This is a genomic window from Brevundimonas sanguinis (genome assembly GCF_029636725.1).
In the GTDB taxonomy this organism is placed as follows: Bacteria; Pseudomonadota; Alphaproteobacteria; order Caulobacterales; family Caulobacteraceae; genus Brevundimonas; species Brevundimonas sanguinis.
This window is the reverse complement of sequence record NZ_CP116770.1, coordinates 942,506-962,172: the sequence shown is the minus strand read 5'-3', so window position 1 is coordinate 962,172 and position 19,667 is coordinate 942,506. Positions and strand designations below refer to the sequence as shown.

The following is a 19,667-nucleotide window of genomic DNA, read 5'->3' as shown; positions in this document are numbered from 1 at the left end:
AAGGTGATCGATGATCAGTGCAATCGGCGGAAGCGGATCGTGCCCGGAAGCTGCTTCAGCGCCGTCAACGCCTCGCGGTCATAGTCGCGGTCCACGTCGGTGATGACATAGCCGGTGCGCTCGTCCGTCTTCAGGTGCTGGCCCAGAATGTTCAGGCCCGCATCCGACAGCGCGCGGTTCAGTTCGGCCAGCACGCCCGGCTGGTTCCTGTGGATGTGGAGCAGACGGTGCGCGCGGCTCACCTCGGCCAGTTGCACGTTCGGCAGGTTGACGCAGAAGGTCGTGTCGCCCCGGTTCAGATAGCCCAGCAGACGCTCTGCCGCGAACTCGGCGATGGCTTCCTGCGCCTCTTCGGTCGAGCCGCCGATGTGCGGGGTCAGGATGGTCTTGTCCAGACCGACCAGCGGGCTGTCGAACGGGTCGGCGTTGGTGCGCGGCTCCTCGGGGAAGACGTCGACCGCCGCTCCGCCCAGACGGCCGGACTTCAGCGCCGCCGCCATCGCGTCGACATCGACCACATGGCCGCGCGACAGGTTCAGGAACAGGGTGCCCGGCTTCATCCTGGCGAACTGATCGGCGCCGATGATGGCGGTGTTTTCCTTGCGGCCGTCGACGTGCAGCGTCACCACGTCCGCCTCGGCCAGCAAAGCGTCCAGCGAGCGCATCCGCCGGGCGTTGCCCAGCGCCAGCCGCTCGGACAGGTCGTAGAACAGCACCCGCATGCCCAGGTTCTCGGCCAGCACCGACAACTGGCTGCCGATGGCGCCGTAGCCGACGATGCCCAGCGTCTTGCCGCGCACTTCGCGCGAACCGGTCGCGGACTTGTTCCACTTGCCCTTGTGCATCTCGCGCGACTTGTCCGTCACGTCGCGCATCAGGACGATCATCATGCCGATGGCCAGTTCGACCACCGAACGGGTGTTGGAATAGGGGGCGTTGAACACGGCCACGCCCTTGTCCGCCGCCGCATCCAGGTCGACCTGATTGGTGCCGATGCAGAAGGCCGCCACGGCCATCAGGCGGTCGGCCGCGTCCAGCACTCTGCGGCTGACGTTGGTCTTGGACCGGATGCCCAGGACGTGCACGCCCTTGATCGCCTCGATCAGGTCGTCTTCGTCCAGCGCGCCCTTCATCGTCTCGACGGTATAGCCCGCCTCCTCCAGCCGCTCGACGGCCGCGGGGTGGACGTTCTCCAGCAGCAGCATGCGGATGCGGTTGCGCGGATAGGACCAGCGCCCGGCCACGCCCTCGGCGTAGAGCACCTCGTCCAGCGAGGAGGCGACGGCGTCGGCGGCCTCGACCACCTTGGCGCGGCTGACGATCTCGGTGAAGGCGTAGAAGCGGTCGGCCGCGCCCTGAATCTTGACTTCGGCGTCGGTCCAGCCGTCGCCGACCATGACAACCGGACCTTCCAGCTGCAGCGCGCGGATGACCTCAGGCTTGCCGTTCTCGCGCGACAGGAGGTTGGCCGTATCCACGCCCGTCACCCGGTCTTCGTCGTCATAGATCAGGTCGTTGGCCAGCACATGGTCGGCGGCCACGCCCAGGCGCTCGGCCAGGGGCGCGATCACCTCGCGGAAACCGCCGGACAGGATGTAGATGCGCTCGGCGTTGCGCTGGAAGAAGTCGACGTTGCGGCGGATGGAGACCGTCGCCTCGTCCAGAATCCGATCGGTCAGGGCCTCGACGTGTTCACGACGCAGAGCCAGCAGATCCAGGCGCTGCTTCAGCGCCTCGCCAAAACCGATGCGGCCGTTCATGGCGTCGTCGGTCAAGGCGGCGATCCGGGCCTTGCGCTCGGCGGCGTCCGGCGCATCCTTGAGCGCCAGGTCGGCCAGAGCCTCCAGCGTCTCGATGCGAACCAGGGTGGAATCGAAGTCGAAGATGAAGACAGGCGAGATCATGCGCGGGCTCTAGCCCCTCTTCGCATCCGCAGCAATAAAAAGGGGCGCCGCAGCGCCCCTTTCCGCATGATTTTTCCACCTAACGGTGAAAGCCGGCTTAGCCGCTCTCGCGTCACCCCTTGCGACGGCTTTCCAGCGCGGCCGCGCCGATCACGGCGGCGATAGTGGCGACGGCCAGAAGGGCGCCGCCCTCCTTGGCGTGGTCGAGGGCGAACTCGCCGGCGTCTTCGGCGTAGCGGCGCGCCTGCTTGGTGTAGCGGCGCATCGGGCGGCGCGACTTCTTCTTGGCCTGGCGATACCATTGGTCGGCCCGTTCGCGAGCCTCAGCGCCAAAGCGGCCGGCCCGTTCATGGGCGTGGCCGCCCATGTCGGCGGCGCGATGGTTCAAATCATCAGCCCCGTGGCGCACGCCGCGCGCGATGTCGTCGAAGCGATGACGCAGGGCCTCGGCGTCGAACCAGCCGCGCGGGTCGATGCGGGTCTTGATCCGCTCATAGCGCGTCGGGCCGTTGCGCTGATTCAGCAAGATCGTCGCCAGACCCACGCCCGCCAGCACAGCCACCACGCCCGCCACGATCCCAGGGTGTTTGCGGACCTCGTCCACGACGTTGAACTCATGATCCATCATGTCAGACCTCATGTAGGCGGATGGGAAGGGAAGGGCTTTTTCAGCTAAGGGAGCGAGCTTCAGCACAAAGAGTTCCATGGTCCCGGTCAAGCCTGACGAACCGCGCCGGCGCGTGGCGTGAGCGACACGCCCTCCCCTTACCAAGCGGCCTTCGCCTCCCTATGTTGCGCCGCTTCCGACAGTTTGCAGGATTTTCGCCGTGACCGATCACGCGCCCGACGCCCCCATCGCCGCCCCCACGGACGACTTCGCCGCAGCCTTCCAGATCGAAGGCTGGCCGGTGCGCGGCCGCCTGGTCCGCCTGGGCGAGGCGATCGACAAGGTGCTATCGGCCCACGCCTATCCGGAACCCGTCGCCGCCCTGCTGGGCGAGGCCTGCGTGCTGGCCGCCATCGTCGGCTCGGCGCTGAAGTTCGACGGCCGCCTGATCGTTCAGGCCCAGGGCGACGGCCCGGTGCGCTATGTCGTGGCCGACTACGGCACGGACGGGCATCTGCGCGGCTTCTGCCGCTTCGATCCTGAAGAAGTGGCCAAGGCCGCCGAAGGCTTCGCACGTCCGGGCGCCAAGACCCTGTTGGGCGGCGGCGTCTTCATCATGACGGTGGATCGCGGCGCCGACTTTGAACGCACCCAAGGCGTGACCCCCATTGAGGGCGAAAGCCTGTCGCTGTGCGCCGAACACTATTTCTCCCAGTCCGAGCAGGTGCCGACCAAGGTGCGCCTGGCCGTCGGCGAGGTCGAGACGGATCAGGGCCGGTCCTGGCGCGCCGGCGGGGCCATGATCCAGGTCATCGCCGGCGACGAATCGCGCGGCTCGACCGAGGAGGTGTGGGAGCGCACCCGCGCCCTGTTCGCCACCCTGGGCGACGACGAACTGATCGACCCCACCATCAGCGCCGAGACTCTGCTGTATCGGCTGTTCCACGAGGACGGCGTGCGGCTGGAAGGCGCCAAGGCGCTGGCCGCGGTCTGCCGCTGCTCGAAGGACCGTATCGCCACCGTGCTGCAATCCTTCCCGACGGAAGAACGCGCCGAGATGGTCGAGGACGACGGCAAGATCCGCGTGACGTGCGAATATTGCTCGGCCGTTTATGACATCGACCCGGAAGAGATCACCGGCTGACGGAAGCGCCACGCCTCTCCCTCCCCGTCCCGGGGAGGAAGAGGGCTCGGGTCAGTTATTCAGATCCAGCGAATAGCCCGCCGAGCGTACGGTGCGGATCGGGTTGACCGTGCCTTCGACGTTCAGCGCCTTGCGCAGGCGGCCGACGTGGACGTCCACGGTGCGGGCCTCGACATAGACGTCCGAGCCCCAGACCGCATCCAGAAGCTGCTCACGGCTGAACACCCGGCCCGGATGTTTCAGGAAGTGATCCAAGAGGCGGAACTCCGTCGGCCCCAGGTGCACCTCGCGACCCGCACGGCTGACGCGGTGGGCGACGCGGTCCATGATGATGTCGGCGTGGTTGACCCGGTCGTCGGCCAGGCCCGGACGGATGCGACGCAGCACGGCGCGGATACGCGCGGTCAGCTCCGTCATCGAGAAGGGCTTGGTCATGTAATCGTCGGCGCCGGTGTCCAGGCCGCGCACGCGGTCCGTCTCTTCGCCGCGCGCGGTCAGCATGATGATCGGCAGGTTGCGCGTCTCGGCCCGGCCGCGGATGCGGCGGCAGACCTCGATGCCCGACAGCTTGGGCAGCATCCAATCCAGCAGGATCAGGTCGGGGGTGCGCTCCTCGACCTGCAGCATCCCCTCCTCGCCGTCCGAGGCGACGGCCACGTCATAGCCTTCCTTCTCCAGATTATACTGAAGCAGGGTGGCCAGGGCGTCCTCGTCTTCCATCACCAGGATATAGGGTTGCACGTCAGCCTCTCCGGTTCGTCGAAGTCGTCAGCGATGTAGGGGGATCAGTCGTCCGCCGCGTCGGGAGACGCAGACAGATGCGGGGTCGGCGTCGGTTCTTCGCCGGGACCGGGCACGGCCTTGGGCCGTTCGCCCAGCATTTCCTCGCCGGTGATCTCATAGTGGACCGTCTCGGCGATATTGGTCGCGTGGTCGCCGATCCGCTCCAGGTTCTTGGCCATGAACAGCAGGTGGGTGCAGGCCGTGATCGTGCGCGGGTCGCCCATCATGTAGGTGAGCAGTTCGCGGAACAGGGCATTGTAGTGCTCGTCCACCTCGTCGTCGGTCTGCCAGACCGACAGGGCGCGCTCGATCTCAGAGGCCGTATAGGCGTCCAGCACGTCGCGCAGGCGGTTCGACACCAGCCGCCCCATCCGCTCGATGGAGCGGGTCAGCGGCTGCATCGGCTCGGCCTCGGCCAGGATCAGCGCCCGCTTGGCGATGTTCTTGGCCAGATCGCCGGTCCGCTCCAGGTCCGAGGCCAGCTTCATCGCCCCCAGCGTGCGGCGCAGGTCGCTGGCGACCGGCTGGCGCAGGGCGATCAGGCGGATCGCCTTCTTCTCGATGTCGCGATGCAGTGCGTCCAGGCGGCTGTCGCGCTCGACCACCGCCTTGGCCAACGCCACGTCGCGGCGGGCGACGGATTCGATGGCGTCCGCCACCTGGGCCTCGGCCAGGCCGCCCATGCGGACCACCTCGGCCGTTAGCTGGTTCAGTTCGTCGCCGTAAGCCTTGACCGTATGCTGGTTCATCGTGGCGTCCTCAGCCGAAGCGGCCGGTGATGTAGTCGAGCGTGCGCCGCTCGCGCGGGTTGGTGAAGATCTCTTCGGTGTCGCCGGTCTCGACCAGCTTGCCCATGTGGAAGAAGGCCGTGCGCTGCGACACGCGGGCCGCCTGGGCCATGGAGTGGGTGACGATGACGATGCAGTAGCGTTCGCGCAGTTCGTCGATCAGTTCCTCGATCTTGGCCGTGGCGATCGGGTCCAGCGCCGAGCAGGGCTCGTCCATCAGGATGACTTCGGGCTCGACCGCGATGGCGCGGGCGATGACCAGGCGCTGCTGCTGACCGCCCGACAGGCCGGTGCCCGGCGAGTGCAGGCGGTCGGCGACCTCGTCCCACAGGCCGGCGCGCTTCAGCGCCTTCTGCACGATCTCGTCCATCTCGGCCTTGGACGAGGCCAGACCATGAATCTTGGGCCCGTAGGCGACGTTTTCATAGATGGTCTTGGGGAAGGGGTTCGGCTTCTGGAACACCATGCCGACCTGGGCGCGCAGCAGCACCGGATCGATCTTGCGGTCATTGATATCGCCGCCGTCCATCTCGATGCGGCCGGTCACGCGGGCGCCAGGGATGGTGTCGTTCATGCGGTTCATCGTCCGCAGGAAGGTCGACTTGCCGCAACCCGACGGCCCGATAAGCGCCGTCACCGTCTTGTCCGGGATGTCCAGCGAGACGTCGAACAGAGCCTGCTTGTCGCCGTAGAAGACGCTGACGTCGCGCGCGGCGATCTTGATGGGCCCCAGGGGCGCCGAGGCGTGGGCGCCGACCGTCGGCGCGGTCGTCAGGGTGGCGGGCTCGGAGGCGCCGCCGTTCGAGGCGCCTTCGGGAGCGCGGAGGATGGGGGACTTCATAGGATTTACCACCGGCGTTCGAAGCGACGGCGCAGCAGGACTGCGGCGGCGTTCATGACGATCATGAAGGCGAGAAGGACAAGGATGGCGGCCGCCGTCCGTTCATGGAAGGCGCGCTCCGAGGCGTTCTCCCAGATGTAGATCAGCGACGGCAGAGCGCCGACGGGCTCGTCGATCGCGTGCGGCACGCCCGGCACGAAACTGATCATGCCGATCAGCAACAGCGGCGCCGTCTCGCCCAGGGCGTGGGCCATGGAGATGATCGCGCCGGTCATCACGCCGGGCATGGCCAGCGGCAGGACGTGGCCGAACACCGTCTGGGTGCGGCTGGCGCCCATGGCCAGGGCCGCCTCACGGATCGACGGCGGCACCGCCTTCAGCGACGAACGGGTGGCGATGATGATGGTCGGCAGAGCCATCAGCGCCAGCACCAGACCCCCGACCAGCGGACTGGCCCTGGGCAGGTGCAGGAAGTTGATGAACAGCGCCAGACCCAGCAGGCCGTAGACGATGGACGGCACGGCGGCCAGGTTGTTGATGTTGACCTCGATGATCGCCGTGATGCGGTTGCGCGGCGAATATTCCTCCAGCCAGACGGCGGCGCCGACGCCGACCGGAATGGCGATCAGGGCCGTCACCATCAGCATCAGGGCCGAACCGACCACGGCGCCCAGCAGGCCCGCCAATTCCGGCTGGGTCGAGTCGCCCTTGGTGAACAGGGCCGAGTTGAAGTGGGCGCGGATGGTGCCCGAGGCCTTCATCCGGTCCAGCCAGTCCATCTGCGCATTGGAGACCCGGCGCTGGTCCTCGGGCTGATCGCGGGTGATCTTGCCCTTCAGATACATCTCGGCGTCGTCGGACAGCGGGGCGGCGACCGGCACGGTCTGGCCCAGCAGGCTCGGCTGGCGCGCGATCATCTTGGCGGCCTGGAACTTCAGTTCCGAGGACAGCAGGGCCTTCATGGCCGAGGCTCTGGTCCCCTGATCGTCGTCCTGAACGCCCAGGCGGCGGATCTGCTGCTCGGCGACGATCTGCTCGAAATTGGCGCCCTGCGGATAGGAACGGTCGATCCGCGCCGGATCCATATAGACCGGCAGGGTCACGGTGTGGGCGTAGAAGGCGGTGTAGCCCTGGGTGACGATGCTGCCGAGCAGGATCACCAGGAAGGCCAGCGCTACGCCGATGGCCGCACGGCCGTACCAGCGGAAGCGCGTCTCGCGCGCATAGCGGGCGCGCAGCCGGGCCTTCAGGCGCTGGGTGCGCGGGCTGACGCCGGTCATGGGGGAAGCCGCGTCAGTCATACTGTTCCCGGTAGGCTTGCACGATACGCATGGCGACGATGTTCAGCAGAAGGGTGACGACGAACAGCGTCAGGCCGAGGCCGAAAGCAGCCAGCGTCTTGGGACTGTTGAACTCCTGGTCGCCGGTCAGCAGGGTGACGATCTGGACGGTGACGGTGGTGACCGTCTCCAGCGGGTTCAGGGTCAGATTGGCGGCCAGGCCGGCGGCCATGGTCACGATCATGGTCTCGCCGATGGCGCGCGACACGGCCAGCAGCAGGGCGCCGGCGATGCCCGGCAGGGCGGCGGGCAGAAGCACCTTCTTGACCGTCTCGGACTTGGTGGCGCCCATGGCGTAGGACCCGTCGCGCAGGGACTGCGGCACGGCGTTCAGGATGTCGTCGGACAGGGAGCTGACGAAGGGGATCAGCATGATCCCCATGACCGCCCCCGCCACCAGAGCCATCTGGTTCTGCACCAGCGACAGGTAGACGCCGAGGCCGTTCAACGGCCCGCCGATCAGCAGGTCGCCAATGCCGTTGAAGAAAACGCGCAGGGCCGGTCCCACCGTCAAGGCGGCGAAGAAGCCGTAGACCACGGTCGGCACGCCCGCCAGAACCTCAAGCGCAGGCTTGACCAGGGCGCGGGTCTTACGCCCCGAATACTCCGACAGATAGACGGCCGAGAACAGGCCGATCGGCGCCGCCACCGCCATCGCGATCAGCATGATCAGGAAGGTGCCTGCGAACAGGGGCACGGCCCCGAAGGCGCCCGACGATCCGACCTGATCGGCGCGAATGGCGATCTGCGGGCTCCACTTGGTCCCGAACAGGAACTCGGTGATCGGCACCATGCTGAAGAAACGCAGCGAATCGATCACCAGCGAGAAGATGATGCCCAGCGTCGTCAGCACCGCCACCGCCGAACAGGCGAACAGGACGCCGGTGATCCAGCCCTCGACCTTGTTGCGCGCCCGCAGGTCCGGACGGATGCGAGTGAAGACGAACAGGCCGCCCAGCACCGCGGCGATCAGGGCGGCGACGCCCCCGCCCCAGCTCAGGGTCGAGGCGATACGGTGGGCGCGACGGCCCTCGGCCGGCAGCTCCTCGGCGTAGGGCGCGGGCCAGATCTGGCGCGCCTCCTGCCCCGCCCCGACCAGGCGGGCGTCGGCGAAGAAGGCCTCGCGGCGGAAGGGCTCAAGCTGAGCGACGCTGTCCGGCGCGCCCGCCCGCATCATCTGCTGCTCGATCGAGGTCGAGAAGACGGAGGCGGCGATCAGCATGGCCAGCGCCGGCGCCCCGACCCAGATCAGGGCGTAAAGTCCATGTTGGCCGGGCCGCGAATGCGACTTCGCGCCTCGGCTCCGACGCACGGCCAGCGCCCGCCCGGCCACATAGGCCATGACGACGAAGGCGATCAGCAGCAGCAGGAAAATCCAGATCATCCGGTCCGATCAGCGCAGGAATCGACAAACGCGCCGGGCGCGGTGCGTTTCGGCCGGGAAACTGCCTGCGATACGTCAGCGGATTAAGACGGCTGGATGACAGTTATGTTACGGCGCAGGTCCGTCATGTCGCAGTCCTGTGACGGTGAATCCGCAAACGCCCGGATTTCCTTCGCTTCCGTCAGCTTTCAGAGGTCGGAGCCAGCGGGAAACAGGCCGCAAAGATAGCCCCCTGTGCCGGCGCGCTGTCCACAGACAGGCCGCCTCGGTGGCGAATGATGATGTGCCGAACAATGGCCAGGCCCAGACCCGTGCCCTGACGATCGCCGCTCTTCTGTCCCTCGACACGATAGAAGCGCTCGGTCAGGCGCGGCAGATGCTCGCGCGCCATCCCCGGCCCGTGATCGCGCACCGTAACCACAGCGTAGCGCTGACCCGCCTCGCGGTCCGGCGTGGCCAGCGACAGGCGGTTGCCCTCGGCCATCCGGCTCGACATGGCCTCGTCCAGCGTGCGGTCGATCTCGATGCCGACCTCTATGGTTCCGCCCGCGCTGGAGTACTTAAGGGCGTTGTCGATCAGGTTCTGCACCACCTGGGCGATCTCGTCCCGGTCGCCGGTCACGGCGGAGCCGCCGTGCGGCAGTTCCGCCTTGATCGTCACTTGGCGCTCGCGCGAGATGACGCTGACCGCATCGACCACGTCAGCCGTCGCCCGCGCCAGATTGACCCGGCCCAGCGGCGCGATGTGTTCGTTCAGCTCGATCCGGCTCAGCGACAGCAGGTCGGCCACCAGACGCCGCATTCGGTCGGCCTGCACCGCCATGATGTCGAGGAATTTGTCGCGCGCCTTGGGGTCGTCCTTGGCGTGGCCCTTCAGCGTCTCGATGAAGCCTGACAGCGAGGCCAGAGGGGTCCGCAATTCGTGGCTGGCGTTGGCCAGGAAGTCGACGCGCATCTTCTCCATGCGCCGCACGTCCGTCTCGTCGCGCAGGGCCAGCAGGGCCAGGGCGCCGCCGCCCCAGTCGTTCGCCTCGCGCGCGGGAAGCGGCCGGATCAGGGCGCGCCAGTGCCGTTCCTGAGCGCCGCCCCCGACATATTCCACCGCCCCCGCCACGCCCTCGAAAAGGGCTTCATCCACCGCTTCCAGAACGCGCGGCTCGCGGATCACCGAGACCAGCAGCCCCGCGCCGGTCCCGCCCAGCCGAAACAGATCACGCGCCGCCGCATTGGCCAGGGCGATGCGGCGCCCGGCGATATCGTCCGCCTCGCCGCCGCTGATGATGAACAGAGGATCGTCCAGCGCTTCGAACACATCGCCCAGCAAAGCCGCATCCGGCCCCAGGTCCACGGCGCCGCCGTCCAGCTCGGAAATATCCACCGGCGCCGGGGGCGTCCGGTTGACCAGCCAGGTCGCCAGAATCACCGCCGCCGCGCCCGCCGCCAGCCACCCGGCCAATTCCGGCTTCATCACCGCCAACACCGCCATGACCAGGACCGCCACGCCGCCGCTGGCGCCCGCCGTCCAGAGCCGGGACGTCGCCGTTGGGGCTACGGGTGATGGCGGATGCTCATAAGGCATGGTGATCGACGTTATCTCATTCTTCAGCAGACCGACGTTAGGCTGCTGGCCTTGGGGGCGCCGAGTCGCACGACGTCAAACGACACTAACGGCGTTTCTTCACGGATTTACGGCGGATTTTTCAACAGTTTTCGGAGCAAGCGGAACACAGGCCATGAGGACCGTCATCAGTTGCCTCGTCAATGATCACGACTGGCGCCTGCTCCCGGTCGCCATACTGGTCTGCCTGTTCAGTCTGGCGACCGCCTTCGTGCTGGCCGACCGGGCGCGGCGCGTGGCGCGGCGCTCGCGCCTGCCCTACATGGCGGCGGCGGCGCTGGTGGGCGGCCTGGGAGTGTGGAGCACCCATTTCATCGCCATGCAGGCTTATGACGCAGGCGTGCCGGTGCGCTATGACCCGGCCGAAACCCTGTTGTCGCTGGCCGTCATCGTCCTGGCTCTGGGCGCCAGCATCAGCCTCGGCTTCGCAGCCCTGGGTCCCCGCCACCGTTCAATCGTCACCTTGGGACGCAGAGCGCCGGGCGGCCTCCTTCCAGCGGTGACAGCAGGTTTCGGCGTCGCCGCCATGCATTTCGTGGGCATGGACGCCGTGCGCCTGTCCGGCGCCGTCATTGTCTGGAACCTGCCTCTGGCGATAGCGGCCGTCGCCGGCGGCGTCGCCATTTTCGCCTCCATCGCCTTCCTGCCCTCATGGCGCGACTGGCGGGCGCTGGCGGGCGGAACCGGCATTGCGGCGCTGGGCGTCTGCTGGCTGCATTTCGTCGGCATGAGCGCAGCCGCCGTCACCCCGGCGCCCGGCGTGCTGCTGCCCGAAGCCGCCGCCTCGGCCCGGCTCATCGGCCTGTGGACGATGATCGGCGTCGGCCTGACGGTGCTGATCGCCGCCTTCCTGACCGGCATGATGTGGTGGTCGCGGCGCAGCGTCCTGGGGCAGGTGCTGGAGGCGATTCACGCCATGCCCGACGGCCTGGGCGTCTATGACGCCGACGACCGGCTGCAAATCTGGAACCAGCGGTATCTGGATATCAGCCCGCATCTAACCAGCACGTTGAAAGTCGGCGTCTCGTTTGAAGAACTTCTCGACATCGGCCTGAAGGCGGGCGTCTATCCCGAGGCTGTCGGCCGCGAAGACGCCTGGGCCGCAGAACGACTGGCCCAACGCCGCAATCCCCAGGGCCCGCGCGAGCTTCAGGTCGGCGATCGATGGCTGCGAGTCCAGGACCGTCGCACTACCGGCGGCGGCCTGGTCACCGTCTGCTCGGACATCACCGACATGATCCGCAGCGCCGAAGCCCTGGCCGAGGCGCGCGACGCCGCCGAAACCGCCAACCGCGCCAAGAGCCGCTTCCTGGCCAATATGAGCCACGAGATCCGCACGCCCCTGAACGGCGTCATCGGCGTGGCCCAGGCGCTGGCGCGAACCGAACTGAGCGCAGCCCAGCATGAGATGCTGGACCTGATCCAGTCGTCCAGCCGCACCCTGCAGACCCTGCTCAGCGACATTCTCGACCTGGCCCGGATCGAGTCCGGACGGCTGGACCTGAAGGAGGAAGCCTTTGATCTGGCCCGCGTCGTCGAAGAAGCCGCCCTGCTCTACGCCGCCGCCGCGCGCGACAAGGGCCTGCAGTTCATCGTCGAGGTGGCGCCCGAAGCCCGCGCCTGGGTCATGGGAGACCCCGTTCGACTGGAAACAGGTGCTGACCAATCTGGTCTCCAATGCGGTCAAATTCACAACCTCCGGCTTCGTCAGCCTGACCGTCGAGCCGCCCCGGCGCAGGGGCCTCTGACCCTGCGCTTCGTCGTGCAGGACACCGGCATCGGCTTTGACGCCCCTACTCGCGATCGCCTGTTCAACCGCTTTGAACAGGCCGACGGCGACATCACCCGCCATTATGGCGGTTCAGGCCTGGGGCTGGCGATTTCGCGCGATCTGGCGGCCATGATGGGCGGCGACCTGGACTGCGAGAGCGAACCGGGCGCGGGCGCCGCCTTCATCCTGACCCTGCCGTGGCGCGAGGTCGCCGCGCCCGCCTCCCTGCCGCAGGCCTGCGAGCCGCACGCTTGCGACCCGGCCCCGCGCCGCCTGCGCATCCTCGCCGCCGATGATCACCCCACGAACCGCAGGGTGGTCGAACTGATCCTCGACCCGTCCCTGGTCGACCTGGTCTCCGTCGAGAACGGCGCCGAAGCGGTCGAGACCTATAGGGCCCAGACCTTCGATCTGGTGCTGATGGATATGCAGATGCCCGTCATGGACGGCGTGACCGCCGTGCGTGAAATCCGGCTGCATGAGGCGGTCCTTGGCCTTACGCCCACGCCCATCGTCATGCTGACGGCCAACGCCTTGCCGGAACATCTGGAGCAGGCTCTGGTCGCCGGCGCCGACCGGCATATGGCCAAGCCGTTCAGCGTCGAGACGCTGCTTTCCACTGTCGCCGAGCTGACCGCGCAAACGCCTCAGGCCGCGGAAGCCGCGGCCTGAGATCGCCTACAGTCAATGGCGACAGCCCCTATTCGTAGCCGTGCGCCGCTTCATTGATGACCTGGCTGGGCATGGACGAGAAATCCACGCTCAGCGGCCGGGCGGCCTTGGACTGGAACGTCCTGATGACGTGCTCCAGGCGGCGACGGGCCTCTCGCTCGCCCTCGCCTGATCCGTCGAGCCCCAGCGGAGCCAGACAGAAGTCGATGATGGCCTGTGGTCTGCTCAGCGGTTCCATAGGGTTTCCTTTCCTGTGAAGTCTGGAACTCAGGCGGCGTGGAACTGGGCGGTTTCGGTCGAGTCCTTCAGGGCCGTGGTCGAGGACTGGCCGGAAGAGATCACCGTGGCGACATCGTCGAAATAGCCGGTGCCGACCTCGCGCTGGTGGCGCGTGGCGGTGTAGCCGGTCGCCTCATTGGCGAACTCGCGCTGTTGCAGCTCCGAATAGGCCGCCATGCCGCGATCGCGATAGCCCGAGGCCAGCTCGAACATCCCGTTGTTCAGGCTGTGGAAGCCTGCCAGCGTCACGAACTGGAACTTGTAGCCCATGGCGCCAAGCTCGCGCTGGAACTTGGCGATGGTGTCCTTGTCCAGCTTGGCTTCCCAATTGAAAGAGGGCGAGCAATTGTAGGCCATCAGCTTGCCCGGATGCTCCTTCTGGATCGCCTCGGCGAACGTCTTGGCGTCGTCCAGATCGGGATGCGAGGTCTCCCACCACAGCAGGTCGGCGTATTTCGCATACGACAGGCCGCGCGCGATGCAGTGGTCCAGACCCGTGCCCGGCTTCAGGCGATAGAAGCCCTCCGGCGTGCGGTTTTCGCGGTCGATGAAGGGGTGGTCCCGCTCGTCGATGTCCGAGGTGATCAGTTGGGCGGATTCCGCATCGGTGCGCGCCACCGTCAGGGTCGGCGTGCCGCAGACGTCGGCCGCCAGACGCGCCGCGATCAGGTTGCGCTCATGCGCCTGCGTCGGGATCAGCACCTTGCCGCCCAGGTGGCCGCACTTCTTCTCGCTGGCCAGTTGGTCCTCGAAATGGACGCCCGCGGCGCCCGCCTCGATGAAGGCCTTCATGATCTCAAAGCTGTTCAGCGGGCCGCCGAAACCAGCCTCGGCGTCAGCGACGATGGGGGCGAACCAGTCACGCTTGGCGCCGCCTTCGGCATGCTCGATCTGGTCGGCGCGCTGCAGGGTGCGGTTGATGCGGCGGCACAGTTCCGGCGCGGCGTTGGCCGGATACAGCGACTGGTCCGGATACATGGCCCCGGCCGTATTGGCGTCGGCCGCGACCTGCCAGCCCGACAGATAGATGGCCTTCAGACCGGCGCGGACCATCTGCATCGCCTGGTTGCCGGTCACAGCGCCCAGGGCGTTGATGTAGGGCTCGCTGTGCAGCAGCTCCCACAAACGGTTGGCGCCGCGTTCGGCCAGCGTATGGGTGACCGGCACCGAGCCGCGCAGACGCAGAACGTCCTCCGGCGAGTAAGGGCGTTCAATGCCGTCGAAACGGCCCGCGGGCGAAGGAACCAGATCGGCGAAGGTCGTCATGTTCGTCTCGGTCTCAATAAGGCGCGGCCGTAGCTGCTGTCCCGAAGACCTGAACACGCACCCGTCACGAATGACACAGAACCAGTCGCGAGATTCAAGTCAACCAGTCACATCATGACCCTTGCAACGAAGTCATGATGTGACATGATCGCGCCATGAGCGCCGCCGCTGATCGCAAGCTGTTCCTGGGCGGCCGCCTCAAGCGGCTGCGGCGCGACCTTGGCCTGTCGCAGACAGCGATGGCGGCGGACCTGGGCGTCTCGCCCTCCTATCTGAACCATATCGAGCGCAACCAGCGCCCCGTCTCGGCCCAGCTGCTGCTGCGTCTGGCCGAAACCTACGATGTCGACCTGCGCAACCTCGGTCAGTCGGGCGGCCCGGCGTCTGAGGCGGAACTGTCCGAGATCTTCGCCGACCCGCTGTTTCAGGGCCTGACCGTGCCCCGCCACGAGATCATGCAACTGGCCGAGGACCAGCCCGCCGCCGCCGACGCCGTGCTGCGCCTCTACCGCGCCTTCTCCGACCGCCGCGTGCGCGACCGGGCCGAGACCGAGGCCGGCGGCGGCGCGGCTCCGACCGACAGCCCGTCCGAATGGGTGCGCGAATACGTCCAGGCCCGCCACAACCACTTTCCCGAGCTCGACGCCCTGGGCGAGGCCTTGCACGAGGCCCTGCGCGCCGAGGCCCCCGGCCCCGACGAAGGCTTTGAAGCTCTGGCCCGCGCCCGACTGTTCGTCCGCCACGGTCTGACGGTCCGCACCCTGCCCGCCGAGGTCATGGTCGAGTGGACCCGCCGCTTCGACCCGCACCGGAGGCGGCTGCTGCTGTCCGACGCGCTGGGCCCGTCGTCGCGCGCCTTCGCCGTCGCCAACCAGTTGGCCCTGATGGAGCATGGGCCTGAACTTCAGGCCCTGACCGAGGCGGCGAACGCCCCTGACGCCCCGACGCGCAACCTGCTGAAGGCGTCGTTGGCCAACACCCTGGCCGCCGCCGTGCTGATGCCCTACGGCGCCTTCCAGCGCGCGGCCGAGGAAACCGGCTATGACCTGTCCCGGCTGCAGGCCCGCTTCGGCGTCGGTTTCGAGCAGGCGGCGCACCGGCTGACCACCCTGTCGCGGCCCACGGCGCGGGGCGTGCCCTTCTTCCTGATGCGAGTGGATCAGGCAGGCAATGTGTCGAAGCGATACGCCTCGGGCGCCTTTCCCTTCTCGCGCTTCGGCGGCGCCTGCCCGCGCTGGCGGCTGCACTCGGCCTTCCGAACGCCGGGCCGCATCGTCACCCAGATCATCGAGACGCCGGACGGCGGTCGCTGGTTCACCCTGGCCCGCACCGTGGATCGTCAGGGCCAGGACGCCTTCACCGAGGGCCACGACCTGGCCATCGGCCTGGGCTGCGAACTGAAACACGCCCACCGCCTGATCTATGCGCGCGGTCTGGACCTTCAGAAGCCGGAGGTCACGCCCATCGGACCGGCCTGCCGCCTGTGCGAACGCCACCCCTGCGCCGAACGCGCCGCGCCGCCGGTGGGGCGGGCGCTGACGGTCGACGACTGGTCGAAGTCGGTGAGCCCGTATCCGTTCGCATAATTTTCCTTCTCCCCTTGTGGGAGAAGGTGGTCCGCGAGGACCGGATGAGGGGTGTCGATGGGGCGGCTGGCCGTTTCTAAGAGACGAGCATCAACGGCCGATGCAGGCGCAAACACCCTTCATCCGTCGGCCTGCGGCCGCCACCTTCTCCCACAAGGGGAGAAGGATTAGTGCGCCAGCATCAGCGCCACGGGCGCTTCGGTCAGCAGGGTCTGCGTCACCCCGCCGAAGATCCATTGCCGCATCCGCGCATGGCCCCAGGCCCCGGCCACGATCAGCCCGGCGCCCATTTCCTCGGCGCAGTCGATCAGGCGTCGTCCGCCCGAGCGGTCGTCGTGGGCGCGGGCGTCGGGCTCGGCGGCGACGCCATGTCCCGCCAGCCACCGGACGACGTCCTGCGTCCTGATCCGCGCCCCGTCGATATCCTCAGGGTCGCACAGTTCGACCACCCGCACGCTATCGGCGCGCTTCAGCAGCGGCAGGGCCGCCTGCGCCGCAAGCCGGCTTTCGCGCGTGTCGGTCCAGGCCAGCAGCGCCGGAGCATCCACCATCGACCGGATCGGATTGGGCGGCAGCACCACGACCGGCCGGCCTGCCCGCATGGCCAGGTCCGCCGGATGCGGCGCGCGCCACGCGCTGACCCCGCCCGCATCGCGCCCGACAAGAGCCGCATCCGCCGCCCGCAGGTGGCGCAGGGTCAGAGCCGTGGGATCGCCCACATCGCCCCGCCATTCGCCTTCGATCCCCGCCGCCTCGACGGCGGCGCGGAAACGCTGCTCGGCCGATTTCAGCGTGGTTTCGTTGCGCGCCTGCTGGGCCGCCATCACCTCGCCCAGCAATATGCCCGCGCCATAGGCGTCGGCCACCGGCGTCTCCGGTGCGCAAGCGGACACCCCGATCAGTCGGGCCCCGTGCGCGCCGGCGAGGGCGCAGGCCTCGATCAGGCGAGCAGGGTTGTCGGCTTCGTCATCGACGTAAACGATCAGACTGGCCCAGGGCATGGCGGCCTCCTGTTTCAGGACACGCCCCATCAACGCACAAACCGCCGTTCCGCGCCTTGAGCCTGATCAATTCGTCCCATCAGGTCGTCAGAACGATCCGCCCGCCTTCAACCCGATGCGGCACGCCCGCGCGGCCGAACAGATCGGCGATCTCGGCTGCGGGATCGGCCGCCCCCTGATCCAGCATCCGCCCGATGTCGGCCGCCAGCGTCGGATCGCCCGACACCCGCGTCAGAGCGTTCAGCCATTCGGCGCGGGACAGCACGCCATCCCCGCGGTTGGCGTCCAGCAGGGTCCGCAGGAAGCCGAACCAGTCGCCGCCGTCGCGCCGCTTCTGCGCCCCCTCGGCCATCATGGCGAAGACGGCGCCGCAGGCGTAATAGGCGCGGTGCTCGCCCCGCTCCGCCGCTCCGGCCACGCCGCGCCCTTGGCTCAGGGTCACGCAGTCGTCGACCTCTTCCTGCAGGGCCTTGCGGTCGTCATAGGCCGGGTCCAGCGCCTTCAGCGCCCGCACCGCCATCAGGTCGGCCCCGCCCTCGGTGATCCACGCGTCGCGGGCGAATTCATAGCGCACCGCCTGGCCCAGCCAGAAATGGGCGCTCTCATGGGCGATGAACCAACGGGACACCGTCTCCATCTCCGCCGTCGGACGGGTCACGCCCGTCCCCTCGAACGACATGACGATCAGGCCGGGCAGGACGCTGCCGCCCATGCTGGTCATCCGCTCGGTCGGGCCGTTCCACGACACCATGACGACCGGCTTGTCGCCGCCCGCGCCCGGGCGCCCCAGCCGCTGCATGTAGAACTGGCCCACGCGCGGGGCGAAGTCGCGGATCTTCTCGCCGATCCACGGCGGCAGGTTCGGGTCCATGACCGTGGTCAGCCCTTCCCCCGGGGTCACGCGCGCCTGGCCCAGCAGAACATAAGACCGCTCGCCCGTCGTCGTCAGTTCGGCGTGACGCTCGCCGTTGAACAGCACCGGCCCGTCCAGGTCGCGCCAGGTCACGCGCGAGGGTCCGCCATCCAGATTGACCCCGTTCAGATCGGCCGGAACCGCCGCCGCCGCCTCGGGCGAGCCCAGGGCGAAGACATCCATCTGCCGTGTCGGCAAGGCCACCGCCCCGTCCGAGAAGACCAGAGTCTTGTATTCCGCCTCCAGCTCGACCGCCTGAGGCGTGACGCTGAAACGGACATGGCGCGGCACGGGGCCGCCGTTTGCGCTGCGGATGATGTCGTAGTGGCCGCGCCGCTCCATCACCACGCCGGGCGTCTCGACCGTCCACTGGCGCGGCCGCCACGGCTCGCGAACCTCGTCGATCAGGGCCGAGTCCATGAAGGCCCAGACCACGGCGTCGCGGTTGAAGTGGTAGTCGACCGTCAGCCGCCCGTCGGCCCGCGTCACCGTCACCTGCGGCGCCGCCTCGACGTTCCATGGGCCGGGCGCGGGCGCGGCGGCGCAGGCGGTCAGCAGGAGGGCGGCTGCGGCAGCCCCCGTGGCCAGGATCTTCAGACGCACGCACGGCTCCCGTTCTGCATGTTCACTCTCCCGACCCTCTCGCCATCACTCTTCGTCATCCTCGGCTTGACCCGAGGGTGACGGGTGAAAGCTAGAGGCCAAGCCTTACGCCCGTCACCTTACGCTTTGCTCAGCTTTACGCCCGTTCGAGGGCGCGGCCCGCCGCCGCCAGCGCTTCGGCCATCACCGCCTTCAGCCGATCCGGCCCCACGATCGTCGCCTGCTCGCCCCAGGTGAACAGGTGCCAGGCCAGTTCGCGCATGCCCGAGGCGCGGAACCGCACGATGACCGATCCGTCGGCCTGATCCTCGATGGTCTGGGTCGGGTGCCAGCGCCAGCCGCGCGCCTCGGCGGCGCCCTCGGGCGAGATGCGCAGGGCCACCTCTTCGATCTCGTCCTGATAGATGCCGAAGGACTGGCTGGCGAAGGCGCCCAGGTCGAAGTCCGCGGGCGGCCGCGCCGTGCCCTCGCCCGCCTCGACCGCGCTCATTCGGTCCAGGCGGAAGGTCTGGATGCGTCCGCTTTCGCGGTCCGCCGCCACCAGATAGTTGGCGCGCCCGAACATCAGGCCGCATGGCGTCATGGTGCGGGTGCGCGCCTCAGCGCCGGGCCGGGCGTAGATGAAGTTCAGCGGCCGCTCGGCCAGCACCGCGCCGCGAATCTCGGCCAGCACCGTCTCGTCGGCGCTGGGGCGCGGCCCGGCCTGGACGGCGATGGTCTCGGCCCGGACCAGAGCCTCCAGATCCGGCGCCATGCGGTTCAATGTGGTCGAGCGCATCGCCGCCTTCACCTTGCGCTCCAAGCTTTCCAGCGCCGCCGCCCGCGCCGGTTCGCCCGCGGCGCGCAGGGCGGCCGCCGCCTTGGTCAGCTCCAGCATCTCGGTCGCCGTTGGCGCCTGTTCGAAAGCCGAAAGCCCGCCGCGGATGCGCCAGCGCTTGGTCGGCGGATCCGACACCTCCTCGACCTGGGGAAACAGCATCAGCACGGCGTCGCGCATCCGCTCGGCCGTGCGGCGCCTGACGTTCAGCTGGGCCGCCATTTCATTCAGCGTCAGCCCCTCCGCGCTGGCCGCCATGCCCCGCGCCAGGTCGATGACCATGGCCGCCTTGTCGTGCCGCAAGAAACTTCTCCACAGCGATACGTCCGAAATTGGCGCAATGCTGTCGC

Annotated in this window: 16 protein-coding genes; 3 read left to right on the top strand and 13 right to left on the bottom strand. The window is 68.2% G+C overall.

What is annotated here, in order from left to right:
* Window positions 1-14: 14 nt before the first annotated feature.
* Both serA and PIB44_RS04965 read right to left on the bottom strand, forming a co-directional pair.
* Window positions 15-1,904, bottom strand: coding sequence for a phosphoglycerate dehydrogenase (gene serA, locus PIB44_RS15220; protein WP_278070638.1), 1,890 nt, complete (start codon window positions 1,902-1,904; stop codon window positions 15-17).
* 112 nt (window positions 1,905-2,016) lie between these two features.
* The gene (locus PIB44_RS04965; protein WP_278070637.1) at window positions 2,017-2,532 is read right to left on the bottom strand and encodes a hypothetical protein; all 516 of its coding nucleotides are present in this window, start codon (window positions 2,530-2,532) and stop codon (window positions 2,017-2,019) included.
* Window positions 2,533-2,731: 199 nt separating this feature from the next.
* On the opposite strand from PIB44_RS04965, the gene PIB44_RS04960 reads away from it, so the two are divergent.
* Complete coding sequence (locus tag PIB44_RS04960) at window positions 2,732-3,655, top strand: Hsp33 family molecular chaperone (protein WP_025978169.1); 924 nt, start codon at window positions 2,732-2,734, stop codon at window positions 3,653-3,655.
* 51 nt (window positions 3,656-3,706) lie between these two features.
* Here PIB44_RS04960 and phoB read toward each other — a convergent pair whose 3' ends face one another.
* The 6 genes from phoB to PIB44_RS04930 all read right to left on the bottom strand — a co-directional run bounded on the left by phoB (window position 3,707) and on the right by PIB44_RS04930 (window position 10,292).
* Entirely contained in the window at window positions 3,707-4,396 is a 690-nt protein-coding gene (phoB, locus tag PIB44_RS04955) for a phosphate regulon transcriptional regulator PhoB (protein ID WP_025978168.1), read from the bottom strand.
* A gap of 44 nt (window positions 4,397-4,440) precedes the next feature.
* Window positions 4,441-5,187, bottom strand: coding sequence for a phosphate signaling complex protein PhoU (gene phoU, locus PIB44_RS04950; protein WP_278070636.1), 747 nt, complete (start codon window positions 5,185-5,187; stop codon window positions 4,441-4,443).
* Window positions 5,188-5,197: 10 nt separating this feature from the next.
* A complete protein-coding gene (gene pstB / locus PIB44_RS04945; RefSeq protein ID WP_025978166.1) occupies window positions 5,198-6,067 on the bottom strand; it encodes a phosphate ABC transporter ATP-binding protein PstB in 870 nt (289 codons plus the stop codon).
* A gap of 5 nt (window positions 6,068-6,072) precedes the next feature.
* The gene (pstA, locus tag PIB44_RS04940; RefSeq protein ID WP_278070635.1) at window positions 6,073-7,368 is read right to left on the bottom strand and encodes a phosphate ABC transporter permease PstA; all 1,296 of its coding nucleotides are present in this window, start codon (window positions 7,366-7,368) and stop codon (window positions 6,073-6,075) included.
* Entirely contained in the window at window positions 7,361-8,791 is a 1,431-nt protein-coding gene (pstC, locus tag PIB44_RS04935) for a phosphate ABC transporter permease subunit PstC (RefSeq protein WP_134580139.1), read from the bottom strand. Before pstC ends, pstA begins: the two co-directional genes overlap by 8 nt.
* Before the next feature lie 181 nt (window positions 8,792-8,972).
* Window positions 8,973-10,292, bottom strand: coding sequence for a sensor histidine kinase (locus PIB44_RS04930; RefSeq protein WP_278070634.1), 1,320 nt, complete (start codon window positions 10,290-10,292; stop codon window positions 8,973-8,975).
* 232 nt (window positions 10,293-10,524) lie between these two features.
* On the opposite strand from PIB44_RS04930, the gene PIB44_RS04925 reads away from it, so the two are divergent.
* Window positions 10,525-12,852, top strand: coding sequence for a response regulator (locus tag PIB44_RS04925; protein ID WP_278070633.1), 2,328 nt, complete (start codon window positions 10,525-10,527; stop codon window positions 12,850-12,852).
* A gap of 28 nt (window positions 12,853-12,880) precedes the next feature.
* On the opposite strand, the gene PIB44_RS04920 is transcribed toward PIB44_RS04925, so the two are convergent.
* Both PIB44_RS04920 and aceA read right to left on the bottom strand, forming a co-directional pair.
* Window positions 12,881-13,090 (bottom strand): hypothetical protein, encoded by a 210-nt coding sequence (locus PIB44_RS04920; RefSeq protein WP_024353321.1) that lies wholly within the window; start codon window positions 13,088-13,090, stop codon window positions 12,881-12,883.
* A gap of 29 nt (window positions 13,091-13,119) precedes the next feature.
* Window positions 13,120-14,397, bottom strand: a complete 1,278-nt coding sequence (gene aceA / locus PIB44_RS04915) for an isocitrate lyase (RefSeq protein WP_278070632.1) — start codon at window positions 14,395-14,397, stop codon at window positions 13,120-13,122.
* A 155-nt stretch (window positions 14,398-14,552) separates the two neighbouring features.
* Here aceA and PIB44_RS04910 point away from each other — a divergent pair, with 155 nt between their 5' ends.
* Window positions 14,553-15,983 (top strand): helix-turn-helix domain-containing protein, encoded by a 1,431-nt coding sequence (locus PIB44_RS04910; RefSeq protein ID WP_278070631.1) that lies wholly within the window; start codon window positions 14,553-14,555, stop codon window positions 15,981-15,983.
* Between the two features lie 167 nt (window positions 15,984-16,150).
* Here PIB44_RS04910 and PIB44_RS04905 read toward each other — a convergent pair whose 3' ends face one another.
* From PIB44_RS04905 to PIB44_RS04895, 3 genes are all read right to left on the bottom strand, one after another.
* Window positions 16,151-16,984, bottom strand: coding sequence for a putative universal stress family protein (locus PIB44_RS04905; protein ID WP_253119469.1), 834 nt, complete (start codon window positions 16,982-16,984; stop codon window positions 16,151-16,153).
* Window positions 16,985-17,063: 79 nt separating this feature from the next.
* Window positions 17,064-18,500: a gluzincin family metallopeptidase gene (locus PIB44_RS04900; RefSeq protein WP_278070630.1), complete on the bottom strand. Its 1,437-nt coding sequence runs from the start codon at window positions 18,498-18,500 to the stop codon at window positions 17,064-17,066.
* A 136-nt stretch (window positions 18,501-18,636) separates the two neighbouring features.
* Complete coding sequence (locus PIB44_RS04895) at window positions 18,637-19,620, bottom strand: helix-turn-helix transcriptional regulator (RefSeq protein ID WP_376787730.1); 984 nt, start codon at window positions 19,618-19,620, stop codon at window positions 18,637-18,639.
* Window positions 19,621-19,667 lie beyond the last annotated feature (47 nt).

What these genes read in the sequence shown, in the direction of transcription:
- serA (WP_278070638.1), bottom strand. Translation starts at nt 1,904, where the DNA reads ATGATCTCGCCTGTCTTCATCTTCGACTTCGATTCCACCCTGGTTCGC.
- PIB44_RS04965 (WP_278070637.1), bottom strand. Translation starts at nt 2,532, where the DNA reads ATGATGGATCATGAGTTCAACGTCGTGGACGAGGTCCGCAAACACCCT.
- phoU (WP_278070636.1), bottom strand. Translation starts at nt 5,187, where the DNA reads ATGAACCAGCATACGGTCAAGGCTTACGGCGACGAACTGAACCAGCTA.
- pstB (WP_025978166.1), bottom strand. Translation starts at nt 6,067, where the DNA reads ATGAAGTCCCCCATCCTCCGCGCTCCCGAAGGCGCCTCGAACGGCGGC.
- pstA (WP_278070635.1), bottom strand. Translation starts at nt 7,368, where the DNA reads ATGACTGACGCGGCTTCCCCCATGACCGGCGTCAGCCCGCGCACCCAG.
- pstC (WP_134580139.1), bottom strand. Translation starts at nt 8,791, where the DNA reads ATGATCTGGATTTTCCTGCTGCTGCTGATCGCCTTCGTCGTCATGGCC.
- PIB44_RS04925 (WP_278070633.1), top strand. Translation starts at nt 10,525, where the DNA reads ATGAGGACCGTCATCAGTTGCCTCGTCAATGATCACGACTGGCGCCTG.
- PIB44_RS04920 (WP_024353321.1), bottom strand. Translation starts at nt 13,090, where the DNA reads ATGGAACCGCTGAGCAGACCACAGGCCATCATCGACTTCTGTCTGGCT.
- aceA (WP_278070632.1), bottom strand. Translation starts at nt 14,397, where the DNA reads ATGACGACCTTCGCCGATCTGGTTCCTTCGCCCGCGGGCCGTTTCGAC.
- PIB44_RS04910 (WP_278070631.1), top strand. Translation starts at nt 14,553, where the DNA reads ATGAGCGCCGCCGCTGATCGCAAGCTGTTCCTGGGCGGCCGCCTCAAG.
- PIB44_RS04905 (WP_253119469.1), bottom strand. Translation starts at nt 16,984, where the DNA reads ATGCCCTGGGCCAGTCTGATCGTTTACGTCGATGACGAAGCCGACAAC.